Source organism: Facivitalis istanbulensis, from assembly GCF_040560405.1.
GTDB classification, from domain to species: domain Bacteria; phylum Pseudomonadota; class Alphaproteobacteria; order Sphingomonadales; family Sphingomonadaceae; genus Sphingomonas; species Sphingomonas istanbulensis.
On record NZ_JAVSCQ010000010.1, the window covers coordinates 41,022 to 57,399 of the forward strand.

The following is a 16,378-nucleotide window of genomic DNA, read 5'->3' on the forward strand; positions in this document are numbered from 1 at the left end:
GGTCGATGCCGAAATTCTTTATCGACCGCCCGGTCTTCGCCTGGGTCATCGCCATCGCCATCATCCTGCTGGGCGCGATCGCGCTGCCGCAGATGCCGGTCGCCCGCTTCCCCAGCGTCGCGCCGCCCAGCGTCAGCATCTATGCCACCTATCCCGGCGCCACGCCCCAGACGCTGAACGACAGCGTCGTCTCGCTGATCCAGCGCGAATTGTCGGGGGTGAAGCACCTGCTCTATTTCGACAGCAGCAGCGACACCTCGGGCAACGCCACCATTACCGCCACCTTCCGCCCCGGCACCCAGGTCGAAATGGCGCAGGTCGATGTGCAGAATCGGCTGAAGACGATCGAGGCACGCCTGCCCCAGGCGGTGCGCCAGACCGGACTGACCGTCGAATCGGCCTCCAGCGGCTTTCTGATGATCGTCAGCCTGATGTCGGAGGATGGTCGCCATGACGAGGTTGGGCTGACCGACTACATGACCCGCCATATCGTCGACGAACTCAAGCGCGTGCCCGGCGTCGGGCGGGTGCAGAATTTCTCCGCCGAGCGCGCGATGCGGATCTGGATCGATCCGGCCAAGCTGGCGGGCTATGGACTGAGCGCCAGCGACGTGACCGCCGCGATCGGCGAACAGAATGTCCAGATCGCCCCCGGCGCTCTGGGCGCCGAGCCGACGGCGCAGGGACAGCGGGTGACGGTGCCGCTGACCGCCGACGGCCAGTTGAAGACGGTCGCGGATTTCGCATCGATCATCCTGAAGGCCAATAGCGACGGGTCATCGGTGCCACTCGACAAGGTGGCGCGGATCGAACTGGGGCGGCAGAGCTTCAGCACCGCGACACGCGAAGGCGGCAAGGTCGCGGCGTCCGTCGCGATCCAGTTGTCGCCGGGCGCGAACGCGGTGGCCGTGTCGAAGGCGGTGCGCGCGCGCATGACCGAGCTGGCGCACGCCTTTCCCGCCGGTGTGAGCTGGTCGGCGCCGTTCGACACCGCGCCCTTCGTCCGCATCTCGATCGAAAAGGTGCTGCACACGCTGGTCGAGGCGATGATCCTCGTCTTTCTGGTGATGTACCTGTTCCTCCAGAATATCCGCTACACGCTGATCCCGGCCATCGTCGCGCCCATCGCGCTGCTGGGCACGATCGCGGTGATGCTGATGGCGGGCTATTCGATCAACGTGCTGACCATGTTCGGCATGGTCCTGGCCATCGGCATCATCGTCGACGACGCGATCGTCGTGGTCGAGAATGTCGAGCGGCTGATGCACGAGGAGCATCTGTCCCCGCGCGATGCCACCATCCGCGCCATGGCGGAGATCACGCCCGCGATCATCGGCATCACGCTGGTCCTGTCGGCCGTGTTCATCCCGATGGCGCTCGCCTCGGGATCGGTCGGCACCATCTATCGGCAGTTCACCATGGCGATGGCGGTCTCGATCCTGTTCTCCGCCTTTCTCGCGCTCACCCTGACGCCTGCCTTGTGCGCCACGCTCCTGCGGCCGGTCGAGGCCGAGCGCCCGAAGAACCGCGTCTTCCGCGCCTTCGACCGGTGGTTCGAGCGCATGACGCTGCGCTATCAGGGCTGGGTCGGCGCGGTGTTGAGGCGCAGCGGGCGGATGATGCTGATCTTCGTCCTGCTCGTCGGGCTGCTCGGCATCGGCTTCGTCAATCTGCCCTCCGCCTTCCTGCCCGAAGAGGATCAGGGCTATTACATGACCAGCTTCCAGTTGCCCGCCGACGCGACCGCGACCCGCACGCTGGAGGCGGTCGAGGCGTTCGAGCGCTTCGCCGCCGCGCGCCCCGGCGTGGAGACGACCCAGTCGATCCTGGGCTTCGGCTTTTCCGGCTCGGGTGCCAATGCGGCGATGATCTACACCATCCTGAAACCCGGCGCCGATGTCCGGCAGGAAATCGCGGCGGCCGACAAGGCGATGGCCGCTACGGTCCATGAGGGCATGATCATGAACATGATGCCGCCCGCCATCGAGGAACTCGGCACTTCGCTGGGCTTCAGCATGCGGCTGGAGGATCGCGCCGGCAAGGGGCGCGAGGCGCTGTCCGTGGCGCGCGACCTGCTCCTCGGCCATGCGGCGCGCGATCCCCGGCTGTCCAACGTCTATGCCGACGCCCTGCCCGGCGGCACCCATGTCCGGCTGGACATCGATCGGGCCAAGGCGCGCGCGATGGGCGTGTCGTTCACGGCGATCACCGACATGATCAGCACCGCGCTGGGCAGTTCCTATGTCAACGACTTCCCCAATCAGGGACGGTTGCAGCAGGTGATCGTGCAGGCGGACGCCCCGCATCGCATGAACCTGAACGACGTGCTGGCGATGCGGGTGCGCAACGCCAGCGGCGGCACCGTCGCGCTGGCCGAACTGGTCACGCCGGTATGGCGGCACGGGCCGCTGCAACTCGCCAATTACAACGGCTATCCGTCGATCAGCATCACCGGGTCGCCCGCGCCGGGCACATCCAGCGGCGATGCGATGAAGGCGATGGAGGAGATCGCGGCCCAGCTCCCGCGCGGCTTCGCGATCGAATGGACCGGCGCGTCGCTTCAGGAACGCGAGGCCGGGGCGCAGGCACCGATGCTGCTCGCGCTGTCGATGCTGGTCGTCTTCCTGGTGCTGGCCGCGTTGTATGAAAGCTGGTCGATCCCCGCCGCGGTCATGCTGGTCGTGCCGCTGGGCCTGATCGGGGCCGTCGCGGCGGTGATGCTGCGCGGCATGGCCAACGACATCTTCTTCCGGGTCGGGCTCATCACCATCATCGGGCTGAGCGCCAAGAACGCGATCCTGATCGTCGAGTTCGCCAAACGCTATCACGAAGAGGGCATGAGCCTGATCGACGCGGCGATCGCAGCCGCCCGCGTCCGGCTGCGCCCGATCGTGATGACCAGCCTGGCCTTCACCCTGGGCGTGATGCCGCTGATGCTGGCGCGCGGGGCCAGCGCCGAGACACAGGCGGCGATCGGCACCGGGGTCTTTGGCGGGATGATCACCGGCACCTTGCTGGCGGTGATCTTCGTACCCGTCTTCTTCGTCGTGGTCCTGGGGCTGGCCCAGCGCCGCCGGGCGGAAAAGGCATGACCATGGGACGGCATCTTTCCTCCGTCGCGCTGCTGCTCGCGACCACCGCCTGTTCGATGACGCCCCGGCTGACCCTGCCCGACGCGCCCGTCGCCACCGCCTATCCGGTGACGCTGGACGGCGAGGCCGTGCCGGAATGGCGCGCCATGTTCGGCGATCCGCGCCTGCAAAGCCTGATCGCGCTGGCGCTGAGCGACAATCGCGACCTGCGCATCGCCGCGCTGAACGCCGAGGCCGCCCGCGCGCAGATCCGCGTCCAGCGGGCGCAGGGTCTGCCCAGCGTCGCGCTGGACGCGGGCTATACCCGCCAGCGCCAGCCCGCGAACGTGGCGGGCGCGGGCGTGGGGCTCGACACCGGCCAGGCATCGGGCTTCACCTTCGGCCAGTTCAGCGCGCAGGCCGCGCTGACCGCGTTCGAGATCGACCTGTTCGGCCGGATCCGCGCCCAGAACGCCGCCGCGACCGAACGCTATCTCGCCTCGCGCGCGGGCCAGCGGGCGGTGCGGCTGGCGGTGATCGGCGCGGTGGCGGACGCCTATCTGGCCGAACGTCTGGCCGAGGAACAGTCGCACCTGACCGAAGCGACGCTGACCGACTGGCAAAGCTCGCTCGCCATCACCCGTCGCCTTCATGCGGCGGGACAGGCAAGCGGCGTCGATCTCGCCCAGGCGGAAGGGTTGCTGCGTCAGGCGCAGGCCGATCTGGCCCAGCGCCGCCGTGAACGCGAACAGGCGACCAACGCGCTGGTGCTGGCGGTCGGCGCACCGCTGCCCGGCGACCTGCCGCCCGCCATGCCGTTGACGCGGCAACCGATCCGCACCGCGCTGGCCGCCGGCACCCCGTCGGACCTGCTGGAACGGCGGCCCGACATCGCCCAGGCGGAGCATGAACTGCGTGCCGCCAATGCCGATATCGGCGCGGCGCGCGCGGCATTCTTTCCCCGCCTGTCGCTGACCGGTGCATTCGGCTTTGCCAGCCTCGCGCTCGACACGCTGTTCCGGGGGGCCAATCGCAGTTGGTCCTATTCGCCCGCCATCTCCACCCCGATCTTTCGCGGCGGCGAGTTGCGCGGCTCGCTCGATCTGGCGCGCATCCGCCGCTCGGTCGCGGTCGCCACCTATGAAAAGGCGATCCAGACCGGCTTTCGCGAGGTGGCCGACGGGCTGGCGGCGCGGGCCAGCTTCTCGGCGCAGCGGACCGCGCAGGAACAGGTCGTGCAACAGGCCGAGAAGCGCGTGGCGCTGGCCGGGCTATCCTATCGCGCCGGGGTGAGCGGACGACTGGACTTGCTCGATGCCCAGCGCACGGCCTATGCCGCGCAACAGACGCTCCTGACCGTGCGGCGCGACGAACTGGCCGGCGCGGTCGCGCTGTACCGCGCGCTGGGCGGCGCAGGATGACGTCGTCGCAGGAGTAGAGCCATGCCCCCGTCGTCGGTCACCCTCACACGCGCCGGCCCGGCCGACTATCCCGCATTTCAGAGCGACCTCCAGGCCGCCTTCGCGCTGGCCGTCGCGGACGAGCATGGCGTGGTCCCGGAGGGTGCGATCCCGTCGCTGGACGACATGGACAAGACGATGGCCGCGCGCGACAGCATCGTCCTGCATATCCTGGCCGACGGGCAAAGGGTCGGCGGCGCGGTGGTGGTGATCGATGCCGCCACCCAGGCCAATCATCTGGACCTGTTCTTCATCGCGGTCGGCCAGCATGGCCGGGGGCTCGGGCGGAAGGCCTGGTTCGCGATCGAGGCGCTGTTCCCCGACACCCGTTCGTGGGAAACCTTCACGCCCTATTTCGAAAAGCGGAACATCCATTTCTACCTCAATGTCTGCGGCTTCCACATCGTCGAATATTTCCATCCCGGGCATGTCGGTCCCCAGGGCCTCGGCCCGGCGGGGATGCCCGATGACGGCGCCATGTTCCGCTTCGTAAAGGAGATGCGACCGGCGCGCGGGTGCCCCGACTCGATCGCCACGCTATGAAGGCCCTGTTGCCCCGGCCCTGGAGAATGCCATGAATGTTCAAGACCGCTATTCCCTGCCGATGCGGCTGATCCACTGGACGCGCGCGCCGGTGATCCTGGGCCTGCTCGCGCTGGGCTGGATCATGACGTCGCTGCCCGACACGCTATCGGCCAAGTTCGAGTGGATGTACCCGGTCCACAAGGAATTCGGCGTGCTGGCCTTTTGCATCGGCATCGTCGCGCTGATCGTCCGCGCCAGGACCGCCGTGCCGCGTCACCCCGCCGGACTGGCGCGGTGGGAGGTGACGCTGTCGTCCTTCGTCCAATATGCGATGCTGACCCTGGCGCTGGTGGTGCCCTTGATGGGCTATGCGATGTCCAGCTCGTTCACCCAGAGCGACGGCGTCCCGTTCTTCGGGATCGAGCTGCCCGAACTGCTTCCCAAGAACGACAACGCGTTCCACCTGTTCGCCTGGCTGCACAAGACCCTGGCCTATACGCTGCTCGGCCTGGTCGTCCTGCACATCGCGGGGGCGATCAAGCATCGCCTGCTGGACCGGGACCGCGACGCCGATGTCCTGCCGCGCATGCTCTGATCCCGCCTGATCGCGCCCCGCCCCTCTCACATGCTCGAAGGGAGGGAAGCGGCGGGGCGCGTTCAATCGGCCGGGCGATCCGGAAGGGAACGCCCCGCGCCGCTTCGGCTGGCGCGAAACAGCGCCAGCGGAACCGCCTGCCCCATGACCCGATAGCCGTTTTCCGACGGATGCAGGTGATCGCCCGAATCATAGTCGGGCAGGAGCCGCTCGGGATGCGCGGGATCGCGCAGCAGCTTGTCGAAATCGATCACCGCATCGAACACCCCGGCGGTGCGGATGAAGTGGTTCACCGCCTGCCGGTCGGCCTCGATCGCGGCGTCGGGCCGGTAATAGTCATTCCCCGTAAACGGCGTGATCGTGCCACCGAACACCCGGATGCCGTGCGCATGGGCGCGCTGCGCCAATTGCCGATAGGCATCCGTGATCTGCCGCACCAGGGCCGCGTGCCGCTCGGGCGGGCGGGGCCCCTCGCGCGACAGCGAGCCGAGATCATTGACCCCCTCCAGCAGGATCGCCCAGCGCACCCCGGTTCGCGCGATGACGTCGCGATCGAACCGCGCCACGAGATTCGGCCCCAGCCCGTCGAGCAGGATGCGATTGCCGCCGATGCCCGCGTTGAGCACCCCGATCCCCCGCGTCGATGGCGCAAGGCGAAGCCGCTGCGCGAGCACATCGCTCCAGCGCGTATTGCGATAGGATGTGACGCCGAATCCGTCGGTGATGGAGTCTCCGATCGCAACGACGCTGGCCTCGGTCCCTTCGCCGTCGACCTCGATATCGGATATGGCGTACCATCGCGTGACCGGCGTCGCGTTCGGCCAGTGCCGCGCCAGCAACTGGTCGCCCTCGGTGAAGAAATTGGTGCCCCGCGCGCCCGGATGGCCGGTCTGCACCATGTCGGCGGCGGGCAGATACAGGCTGACGGTCAGGTCCGCGCCGCGCGTCAACGGCATCGCGATCGGGTCTGACCAGATTTCGCCGCCCGGTGGGATCACGCTGTCCGGCCGCCCCGCGAAGGACAGGCGCCGCCCCTCCGCCACTCCCGGCGTGCCGAGCTGGTCGGGAATCGCGATGGCCGCCCCACCGATGGGAAGGGGACGCCCGCCAAATGCGTTGGAAAGGCGAACCCGGACGCGGCTCCCCCCGCCGAAAGGCGGAAGGTCTGGCGCAGCGTGATCGCCCCCGATGACGGCAGCGCATCCTTGCCCGTGACATGCATCTGTGCCGAGCCCCAGGATGCGATCCACTGGGCGGAAACCGAAGTGGCCGACAGGCCCAAAGCCGTTGCCAGCACCAGCGCCTTGACGAATTTCATGCCAACCCAGCCTTTCCCATCCGCGTTCCTCCCCACCGGCCTCGCGGCCGGGCGCCGGCCCACTGGACCGGTCACCTTTTCTTCTTGCAGTTTTTGTCCGACCAATACAACCTGCCACTATCCTGATTCCGTGAAAATTGGACAGGCCTGTTGGAGATGAGCGATGCGAGGCGGAAGCGTGAAGACGATGATGGGCGCGATACTGGGGCTGGCCGCCACCGCGGTGGTGGCGCAGGATCAACCGCGCATTCCCGGGCAGAACCCGCTGTTCACCGATGTCTTCACCGCCGATCCCGCCCCGATGGTGTATAAGGACACGCTCTATCTCTACACCGGCCATGACGAAGCGCGCGGCGACCAGTTGTTCCGCATGAATGACTGGCTGGTCTTTTCGACCAGGGACATGAAGCACTGGACCGCGCACGGGCCGGTCATGCGCGCGACCGATTTCGCCTGGGCCTCGCGCGATGCATGGGCCATGCAGGTCACCGAGAAGAAAGGGAAATTTTACCTCTACGCGCCGGTTCGGGTAAAGGGCCCGCCATCGACCTTCGCGATCGGCGTCGCGGTGTCCGACACGCCCACCGGCCCGTTCCGGGATGCGCGCGGAACGCCGCTCGTCACGAACGAGATGACGAAGATGGGCAAGACCGACGATGAGGATATCGACCCCACCGTCTTCACCGACAATGATGGCACGAGCTGGCTCGCCTGGGGCCATTTCGACCTGTACCTGGCCAAGCTCAAGCCCAATATGACCGAACTGGACGGTCCAATTCGGAAAATCGATCTGCCGAATTACACCGAGGGCCCCTGGCTGCATAAGCACAAGGGCATTTATTACCTCTCCTATGCCTCGATCGATGAAAAGGCCAAGGGCGCGGAACGCATCGCCTATGCGACCGCCACCAGCATGCAGGGGCCATGGACCTATCGTGGCCTTATCACCGGTAAGGCCAAGAACAGCTACACCATTCATCCCGGCATCGTGCAGTTCCGCAACCGCTGGTATCTATTCTATCACAATGCCGTGCTGAACATCGGCGACCAGAAGGGCGCGACCGGCCGGCGCGCGGTCGCGGTCGATTATCTCTGCCACAACAAGGATGGATCGATCCGCTTCGTCGAGCAGACCGAGCGCGGCGTGACGGCCAAGCCCCCAGCCTGCGAGAACTGAGATCGTCACAGGCGTTTGCGCGCCACATCGCGATCCGCGACCCCCATGAAAGGCCGGGCACCGCATCATCGGGGTCCGGCCTTTTCCATGGCTGGACAGGCCAGCCACCTCCGCAATGAGGTAAAATCTCTTTTTTTATTTGGTAACGCCAATTCTCTTGATATTAGTCTTACCAATATATACAACCGTATGAGCAAGGCGGTCGAAGAACGTCGGAGCAGGATGATGAAAGGTCGCCCTTCAGGCCACCACCCGGAATGATGTGACGACGCATATTCGGGGCGTTGCGCTGTTATCCTGCGCTGTCTCCCCTTGCGCCATGGAGGCTCGGTACCACCGAACTGGCGGGCCGATCCTGCCGACGATGCGGCGTCCGCAAGAGACGCCGGACCAGGGATGTAACAGGAGAGGGGTTCAGGGATGCAATTGCCAGACAAAATGCCGTCAGCGCGCGCCGGTCGCTATCTGCTGGGCTGCGGCTTCGCCCTCGTCGTGGGCATGTGCCAGCCCGCCTTCGCGGCGACGACCGACCATGACCCTGCCGCGCTCGACACCGCGACGGCGGCGACATCGCCGGACGGCAAGGACACCCCCGCCCCTCAGCGCAGGACACCGGCTCCGCCGAGCGCATCCCCCCAGGGGCAAGGCCGGGTGCTGACCCCGAACAGCGACGACAGCCTGACCCAGGCGCGCAGCAACGAGATCGTCGTCACCGGCTATCGCCGGTCGCTCGAAGACTCGGCGAACGCCAAGAAGAAGGCGACGAATTTCACCGATTCAATCTTCTCGGAGGATGTCGGCAAATTCCCCGATCTCAATCTGGCCGAATCGTTGCAACGGCTCCCCGGTGTGCAGATCGATCGCGACCGGTCGGGCGAGGGTACAACGATCAACGTTCGTGGCTTGAGCGCCGGCTTCACCGTGACGACGATCAACGAATTCGCCACCACCACATCTGCATATTCGGGGAACGAAGGGCGCGGATCGGGCCTCGATGTGCTGCCGAACGAATTGTTCCGCCGTCTGACGCTCAGCAAGTCGCCGACCGCCGCCATGGTCGAGGGCGGGACCGCCGGTTCGGTCGACATGCAGCCGTTGCGCGCATTCGACCGCAAGGGTTTCCACTTAAGCCTGCAGGCGCAGGGACAGTATCAGGACGCCAGTTCCACAACGACGCCGCGCATGGCGTTGATCGCCAGCGATACGTTCAAGACCGGCATCGGCGAATTTGGCATCCTGGGGGCGCTTGCCTATGCGCAGCGCAACTATCGCAGCGAAAGCTTCGACACGATCGGCTGGACGACACTCAATGTCTCGCAAGTCTGTCCGCGGCCGACTGCGAAAAACCCCAATACGGGCTGCAATTCCAATAACCTCATAACCGGCGGTTATGGTGGCGGCGCAGGCGCACTGCTTACAACCGTCCCTGGCAATGTGCCCGCCGAACTGGGACTTGGCGCGGCGGGGTCGCCGCTGACGATGTGCGGCAACAACACGCCCGGCGGCACGTCGGGACTGAGTTGCCAAGACCTCAGCTACGGACTCGTTCCACGACTGATGCGCGCGGAACAGACGGTGGGCAAGCGCAGCCGTCTGGGTGGTCTGCTCAACCTAGGCTATCGGCCCACGCCTGATTTGCGGTTCAACGTCGATTTTCTGTTCAGCGATGTCAAAAACAAATTCGAACAGTATCAAAATATGATGGTTGTTCGCAGCTATAACAACCAGATCCCCATCGACTTCAAATTGAATGACAACAAGGTTCTGACTCACGGAACTTTTGCCAATACCTATTTCCTTGACCAAGCCGACCAGGGCAATACGCCGTCTGATCTCTTCTATCGATCAGCCAAGATGGAATGGGACATTGCTCCCAATCTGCGATTTTCTATGGCTGGCATGATGAACACGGCGCATCTACTGAACCAGTCACTGGATTATACCTTCCAATCGGCGCCCGCCCGCGTTCCGATGACGTACAGTCCAGCCGGCTCTCCGCAACAGAAGTTGCCGCAGAGCGACCTGACCCCTGTAGCGACTGGTCAGTACGCGACGTACAATTACAACCCTGGCGACCTGACACCGTCAGTCGCGAGCAACATCGACCTGTCGACCTTCTCCGGCTATTCGTGGAATAGTGCTTCCATTGGCGTGACACGTCAAAAGCTGATGCAGAAGGCCTATCGGTTCGATTTGGTGGGCGGCGACCCGGATACTATCCGGTTTTCGATAGGGTATATGCGCAATCGCTTTGATCGTCGCATCACAGGCTATGGTGGCGGAAACACGGCAGGTTGTTTCATGCAGGGAACCTGCGGCTCCAACTTCGTCTCGACCGAACCGTCCCTGCTTCAGGCGATTCCCGACTCGCAATTGTCCAATTATCTGACCAAACTGCCATCCCTGCCGCTGTTTAAGAATGCGCCCTTCAACGCGGGTTTCAACAAAGGTTGGCTGGTACCGAACTTCGACAAGATTGCGCAGACCGTCAATCTGGACTATTTTCGAGAAGGTCTCAATCCTGGTACGGATGCGTCCAACTATCTGAGCTCCTATTCGCGGCGCGACCTGTTAGAGGACACCAACGCCGCCTATCTGATGGTGGACGGCAAGACCGATTTTTTCTTCGGCAAGGAATTGCGGTTCAATCTCGGCACGCGTTTCGCCAGCACCTATCAACGCGCGAACGGCCGTGTGAACGACATCATTCTGTTGGGGGGGACCGGCGTCTCGATCAAAACGTTCGACAATCGCTATCGCAGCTTCCTGCCGAGCGCCAACTTCGTCTATTTCCTGAGCCGCAGCCTGCTTCTGCGCGGCGCGATAGCCCGGACCGTGACCGGGGTTAATCCGTCCGACCTGCAACCCAACTACAGCCTCGATCTCGATGCGACGACCTTCAGCTCGGGCAATCCGAAGCTACAGCCTTTTTACGCCGATAATTTCGACGTGGGTGTCGAATGGTATCCTCGGTCGCGCACAGTGTTGACGTTCAACAGCTGGTGGAAAAATATCTTCAACTATCCATTCGTCCTGAACACACAGCGCCCGTTCAACAGCCTAGGCATTAATTTCGATGCGCTGACCGTTCGACAGAAGGCGGGTATCAATAACAATGGCGGACCAGACAATTACGTCATCCAGGTTTCACAGCGCCTGAACACAGACCTTGTCATCAAATTGTCAGGTCAGGAATTCCAATGGGTTCAGCCGACCGATTTCCTTCTGAAGGGGACAGGTTTCAACGTCAACGTCACGCATATCGATCAAAAATTGCAGGGCGTTCGACCACCCAATTTCAACGCCAACGCTTTGCTCGCCGGGCTTGCCCCCTGGACCTACAACGCAACAACCTATTACGAGAGCAAAGCGTTTTCGCTACGTTTGTCCTTTGTTCATCGCGACGCCAATCTGAACTCGGTCTGCCCCTGCAACAATGTCGAGGGAGATCTCTATTCGATCGCGACCAATTATCTCGATGCGCAATTGACCTTCCCGCTGCCATTCTACCGCCCGATGGTCTTCACCGTACAGGCGCAGAACCTGATGCAGCAGGTCAGCCTCACCCGATACGAAAATCAGGAGGCGCGACCGTACAACGGCCAATATGCCGGTCGCAACTTCGTGGTCGGCCTGCGCGCCAATTGGTAAACACCGTTCCCTCCGCCTCGGGGCAGCGTTCTTCGGACGCTGCCCCTTTTTTTGGCAGGGGATGGCGGCGCGGTCGGGGATGACATGTCCGATCCGCGATGCAAACAGATCTTGAACGAAGAACGACGGTGACGATGATGGTTCGAGCGCCCGGTCCGCTCGAACCGTTGGGGCCTGCGGACATTCGCGAGGTGCCCCCCGTCGCCGGTCCGATGGAGGATGAGGCATGACACCGATCAGAACGATGCTCCTTGCGTCCGCCATGACGCTGGTCATGCCCGGCACGGCCCTCGCCGCCGCCGACAGGTGCGATCGCCCGGTGGCGGTCTGCACGAACCCGACCCCCGCCGCCTTCCGCCTGCTGGCGGGGGGGCGGGGCGCGCAGGTCGTGGTCGATGCCGGGGCCGATACCGCCGTGAAGGATGCGGCACAGGGTTTCACGGGCGATCTGGCCCGGGTCGGCGGCGCATCCGCCGGGGTGGTGCGGACATCGCTTGCCACGGGTGCGCCCGCTGTCGTGATCGGCGTGCTGGGCCAAAGTCCGCTGATCGGCGGGCTGGTCAAGGCAGGCCGAATCCGCGCCACCGACATTGCCGGTCGTTGGGAAGCCTATCGCCAGATCGTCGTCGACCGGCCATTCCCGGGCGTTCCCCAGGCCTTGATCATCGTCGGCGCAGACCGGCGGGGCGCGGTGTTCGGCACCTATGACCTGTCCGAGCGGATCGGCGTCTCGCCCTGGAGCTGGTGGGCGGACGTGCCCGTCGCGCATCGGAGCGACCTGTGGATCGCGAAGGGCGACCGCACCGACGCGCCCAGGGTCCGCTATCGCGGGATTTTCATCAATGACGAGGAGCCCGCCTTCGGCACCTGGGCGCGCACGCATTTCGGCGGCATCAACGCCAAAATGTACGCGCACGTCTTCGACCTCATCCTGCGGTTGAAGGGCAATTATCTGTGGCCCGCCATGTGGGGCAAATCGATCGCCGCGGACGATCCGGCATCGATGCCGCTCGCCGATGCCAAGGGTCTTGTCCTGGGCACCTCGCATCACGAACCGATGACCCGTGCCCAGTCGGAATGGCATCGGGCACCGACACCGGGCCAGACGAGCGCCTGGGACCGGCAGGGCAACCGCATCGCGTCGCCGTCCGGGGCCGCGAAGGACGCGGTGATCGGCGGCAAATGGGACTATCTGACGAACGCGCAGAATCTGCGCGCATTCTGGCGCGGCGGCATCGAGCGGATGATGACCGCAGGGTCACGCGGCCAGCCGATGGAACAGCTCGTCACCGTCGGCATGCGCGGCGACGGCGACGAACCGATGAGCGAGGGCACCGCCACGCATCTGCTGGAACGCATCGTCGCGGACCAGCGGACGATCATCGCCGACGTGACCGGACGCCCCGCCTCCGCCACGCCCCAGGTCTGGGCGCTCTACAAGGAGGTGCAGGACTATTACGACCAGGGCATGAAGGTGCCCGACGACGTCACCCTGCTGTTCTCGGACGACAATTGGGGGCAGATCCGGCGCCTGCCGACCGGCGATCGCGACCGATCCGGGGGCTATGGCATCTATTATCACTTCGATTATGTCGGCGGCCCGCGCAGTTATAAATGGCTGGCCAACACCCAGGTGCAAAAGACCTGGCAACAGCTCGACCTGGCCTATCGCCGGGGCGTGAAGCAGTTGTGGGTGGTGAATGTCGGCGATGTGAAGCCGATGGAAATGCCGATCGACTTCTTCATGAAGATGGCCTGGAACCCGGACGCGATGACGCCCGAGGCGCTCGCGGCCTATCCCGAAACATGGGGCCGCGCCCTGTTCGGCCCGGCCCATGGCGGACAGATCGGGCGGATCGCCGACGATTATGCGCGCCTCGCCGCGCGGCGTAAGCCCGAACTCGTCGATGCCGACAGCTTTCCGCTCGGCGGCCTGTCCGCCGACCGGCTCGACGGCGGCGAGTTCGGACGGATGGTCGCGGCGTGGACGGCGCTGGAACAGCGGATGCTGGCGATGCGTGACCGGCTGCGCCCCGACCAGCGCGACGCCTATCTCCAGCTCGTCGAACATCCCGTGGCGGCGATGGCGAACCTGTATCGCCTCTATTATGCCGTTGCGTGGAACCGCAGGCTGGCGGCGGCCGACGATCCCCGCGCCAATGGGTTCGCCGATCAGGCGGAAGCGGCGTTTCGCCGCGACCGGGACCTGACCGAGGCCTATCACCACGCCCATGACGGCAAATGGGACGGGATGATGCTCCAGACCAAATTCGGCTATACGAGCTGGTCCGATCCGAAGACCGACCAGATGCCGCAGGTCAAGCGCGTCTCGCGTGCGGACGGGCGCCCGACGGCGAGCATCGGCGCTGCCGCCGCTCCGGCCTCTTCCCCCACCGCCCCGACGGGCCATTATGCGGTCGCCGAAGCGGGGGCCTTCGTCCGCGCACGGGGCCGTGCCGACCTGGGCTGGCGGGTCATCCCGCATCTGGGACGGACCGACGGCGCCATCATCTCCTATCCCCAGGGCCGGCCGGCGACGACGACGGCCGATGGCGTGCGCGCCGATTATGCCATGACGCTGAAGCAGGCCGGGGATGCGACGCTGCGGCTGTACATGGTCCCCGCGCTGGATACCAATGGCGGCAAGGGCTTGCGGATCGGCGTCTCCATCGATGGCGCGCCGGTCCAGATCCTGACCATGAACTTGAAAGTCGACGGACCGGAATGGACGCGCGCGGTGAAGGACAACGCCTTCCCGCTGGAGGCCAAATTTCCGTCGCTCGCGGCCGGAACGCACAGGATCGCCATCTGGCGGATCGACGACAATATGGCGGTCCAGCGGCTGCTGCTGTTCACGGGCGCTATTCCGCCCAGCTATCTGGGGCCGGACGCGCCATGAGCCACGATGCCGACCGCCGCCGGGCCCCTTTCGGTGAAGCAAGAGAGATGACGATGCGAAAAATGGCATGGATGCCAAAGGCGATCACGCTCGGCCTGGCATTGATGCAGGCCGCGCCCGGTTCGGCGCAGGTGTGGCGATCCGATCAGGGCGATGGCACCTATCGCAATCCCGTGCTGTTCGCCGACTATCCCGATCCCGACATCATCCGGGTCGGGCGCGACTTTTATTTCGTCTCCACGACGTTCGTGGATTCGCCGGGCATCGTCATCCTGCATTCGCGCGATCTGGTGAACTGGCAACTGGCGACCCATGTCGTCCCCCGGCTGGACGGCAACCCCAAATACGACCTGCGCGACGGCGGCGATTATCGCCATGGCTTCTATGCCGCCAGCATCCGCCATCACGACGGAGTCTTCTATATCGCGGTCACGCCGGTCGGGCAGAAGACGCGGATCTATCGCGCCCGCAGCATTACCGGGCCATGGACCTATACGGTGCTGGACCGCGCCGCGTTCGACCCCGCGCTGTTCATCGACGACGACGGCAAGGGGTATATCATCACCTCGGTCGGGACCGACGGCACGACGACGCTGCTGACGCTCAACGCCGACTATACGGCGGTCACCGCGTCCAAGGTGGTCTATTACAACAAGGGTGCCGAGGGGTCGCACGTCGTCAAGCGCAACGGCTGGTATTATCTGTTCAACGCAATCCCGAACACGCTGTCGATGACGATATCGCGCAGCCGCAGCCTGACCGGACCATGGGAAACCCGTCCGTCGATCAGCACGCGCGACCGCACCGGCGGGCATCAGGGGGCGATCGTGGACCTGCCCGATGGCGGCTGGTTCGGCTTCGTGATGTATGATGCGGGGCCGATCGGCCGCATGACTAATATCAGCCCGGTTCACTGGGTCGACGACTGGCCCGTCTGGGGCACGGCGGATGCGCCGGGGCGCGTCCCGGAGCGCGCGCGCAAGCCGATCGACGGCCAGCCCTTCGCCGAACCGGCGACGTCGGACGATTTCAACGCCCCGCGTCTGGGCCTGCAATGGCAGTGGAACCACAACCCGGACGACAGCCGGTGGTCGCTCACCGAACGGCCCGGCTTCCTGCGGCTTCGGCCTACGGGCGCGGACAATGTCTGGCTTGCCCGCAACACGCTGACCCAGAAAGGACAGGGACCGGCGGGGCGCGGCGTCGTGCGGCTGGACATATCGGGGATCGGCGAAGGCGATGTCTGCGGCTTCGGCACCTTCGGCAAGATTTCGGCGCAGCTCTCGGTGCTGGGCCTGCCGGGGAACCGCCGCGCCCTGACGATGCGCGTGACCGATGCGACCGTCGACGGCCCCCGGACCCAGGTGCGCGAGGCCGCTATCCCGATCGCCGGGACCCGCCTGTGGCTGCGCACCGACATGGATTTCGTCGGCCATGTCGGCCGCGTCGGATACAGCCTGGATGGCCAGCGATGGCAGGATGTCGGCGGCACGTTTCCGCTCGTCTATGACTGGCGAACGGGAACCTTTCAGGGACAGAAATTCGCCCTGTCCTGCTTCAATCCCCGGCCCGGTGCCGGGCGGCTGGACGTGGATTCCTTCACGCTGGCGCCATTGACCGGGACGGATCGATGACCCCGCCGACCTGATCGCGCAGGACCGCGCCCGCCGCCGTCCCGCCGC

10 protein-coding genes are annotated in these 16,378 nt (G+C 65.1%); 8 read left to right on the top strand and 2 right to left on the bottom strand.

Annotated features, from left to right (window positions below; all coding sequences use genetic code 11):
• Window positions 1–5 precede the first annotated feature (5 nt).
• Genes RN629_RS08355 through RN629_RS08370 form a run of 4 tightly spaced genes read left to right on the top strand, consistent with a single transcriptional unit; the run spans window position 6 to window position 5,651 of the window.
• Window positions 6–3,092, top strand: coding sequence for a multidrug efflux RND transporter permease subunit (locus RN629_RS08355; protein ID WP_407034804.1), 3,087 nt, complete (start codon window positions 6–8; stop codon window positions 3,090–3,092).
• Window positions 3,089–4,492: an efflux transporter outer membrane subunit gene (locus RN629_RS08360; protein WP_407034805.1), complete on the top strand. Its 1,404-nt coding sequence runs from the start codon at window positions 3,089–3,091 to the stop codon at window positions 4,490–4,492. Before RN629_RS08355 ends, RN629_RS08360 begins: the two co-directional genes overlap by 4 nt.
• Before the next feature lie 21 nt (window positions 4,493–4,513).
• On the top strand, window positions 4,514–5,074 hold the full coding sequence (locus tag RN629_RS08365; protein ID WP_407034806.1) for a GNAT family N-acetyltransferase: 561 nt from the start codon (window positions 4,514–4,516) through the stop codon (window positions 5,072–5,074).
• A 31-nt stretch (window positions 5,075–5,105) separates the two neighbouring features.
• Window positions 5,106–5,651: a cytochrome b gene (locus RN629_RS08370; protein WP_407034807.1), complete on the top strand. Its 546-nt coding sequence runs from the start codon at window positions 5,106–5,108 to the stop codon at window positions 5,649–5,651.
• A 62-nt stretch (window positions 5,652–5,713) separates the two neighbouring features.
• Here RN629_RS08370 and RN629_RS08375 read toward each other — a convergent pair whose 3' ends face one another.
• Together RN629_RS08375 and RN629_RS08380 are read right to left on the bottom strand one after the other, a co-directional pair.
• Window positions 5,714–6,694: an SGNH/GDSL hydrolase family protein gene (locus RN629_RS08375; RefSeq protein ID WP_407034808.1), complete on the bottom strand. Its 981-nt coding sequence runs from the start codon at window positions 6,692–6,694 to the stop codon at window positions 5,714–5,716.
• A complete protein-coding gene (locus RN629_RS08380) occupies window positions 6,646–6,969 on the bottom strand; it encodes a hypothetical protein (protein ID WP_407034809.1) in 324 nt (107 codons plus the stop codon). Before RN629_RS08380 ends, RN629_RS08375 begins: the two co-directional genes overlap by 49 nt.
• 187 nt (window positions 6,970–7,156) lie before the next feature.
• On the opposite strand from RN629_RS08380, the gene RN629_RS08385 reads away from it, so the two are divergent.
• From RN629_RS08385 to RN629_RS08400, 4 genes are all read left to right on the top strand, one after another.
• The gene (locus RN629_RS08385) at window positions 7,157–8,146 is read left to right on the top strand and encodes a glycoside hydrolase family 43 protein (protein ID WP_407034860.1); all 990 of its coding nucleotides are present in this window, start codon (window positions 7,157–7,159) and stop codon (window positions 8,144–8,146) included.
• Window positions 8,147–8,566: 420 nt separating this feature from the next.
• On the top strand, window positions 8,567–11,797 hold the full coding sequence (locus RN629_RS08390; RefSeq protein WP_407034810.1) for a TonB-dependent receptor: 3,231 nt from the start codon (window positions 8,567–8,569) through the stop codon (window positions 11,795–11,797).
• A gap of 226 nt (window positions 11,798–12,023) precedes the next feature.
• On the top strand, window positions 12,024–14,696 hold the full coding sequence (locus tag RN629_RS08395) for a glycosyl hydrolase 115 family protein (RefSeq protein ID WP_407034811.1): 2,673 nt from the start codon (window positions 12,024–12,026) through the stop codon (window positions 14,694–14,696).
• Between the two features lie 62 nt (window positions 14,697–14,758).
• Window positions 14,759–16,330, top strand: a complete 1,572-nt coding sequence (locus RN629_RS08400; RefSeq protein WP_407034812.1) for a glycoside hydrolase family 43 protein — start codon at window positions 14,759–14,761, stop codon at window positions 16,328–16,330.
• The last annotated feature ends 48 nt before the right edge of the window (window positions 16,331–16,378 follow it).

What these genes read in the sequence shown, in the direction of transcription:
- RN629_RS08355 (WP_407034804.1), top strand. Translation starts at nt 6, where the DNA reads ATGCCGAAATTCTTTATCGACCGCCCGGTCTTCGCCTGGGTCATCGCC.
- RN629_RS08360 (WP_407034805.1), top strand. Translation starts at nt 3,089, where the DNA reads ATGACCATGGGACGGCATCTTTCCTCCGTCGCGCTGCTGCTCGCGACC.
- RN629_RS08365 (WP_407034806.1), top strand. Translation starts at nt 4,514, where the DNA reads ATGCCCCCGTCGTCGGTCACCCTCACACGCGCCGGCCCGGCCGACTAT.
- RN629_RS08370 (WP_407034807.1), top strand. Translation starts at nt 5,106, where the DNA reads ATGAATGTTCAAGACCGCTATTCCCTGCCGATGCGGCTGATCCACTGG.
- RN629_RS08380 (WP_407034809.1), bottom strand. Translation starts at nt 6,969, where the DNA reads ATGAAATTCGTCAAGGCGCTGGTGCTGGCAACGGCTTTGGGCCTGTCG.
- RN629_RS08385 (WP_407034860.1), top strand. Translation starts at nt 7,157, where the DNA reads ATGATGGGCGCGATACTGGGGCTGGCCGCCACCGCGGTGGTGGCGCAG.
- RN629_RS08390 (WP_407034810.1), top strand. Translation starts at nt 8,567, where the DNA reads ATGCAATTGCCAGACAAAATGCCGTCAGCGCGCGCCGGTCGCTATCTG.
- RN629_RS08395 (WP_407034811.1), top strand. Translation starts at nt 12,024, where the DNA reads ATGACACCGATCAGAACGATGCTCCTTGCGTCCGCCATGACGCTGGTC.
- RN629_RS08400 (WP_407034812.1), top strand. Translation starts at nt 14,759, where the DNA reads ATGGCATGGATGCCAAAGGCGATCACGCTCGGCCTGGCATTGATGCAG.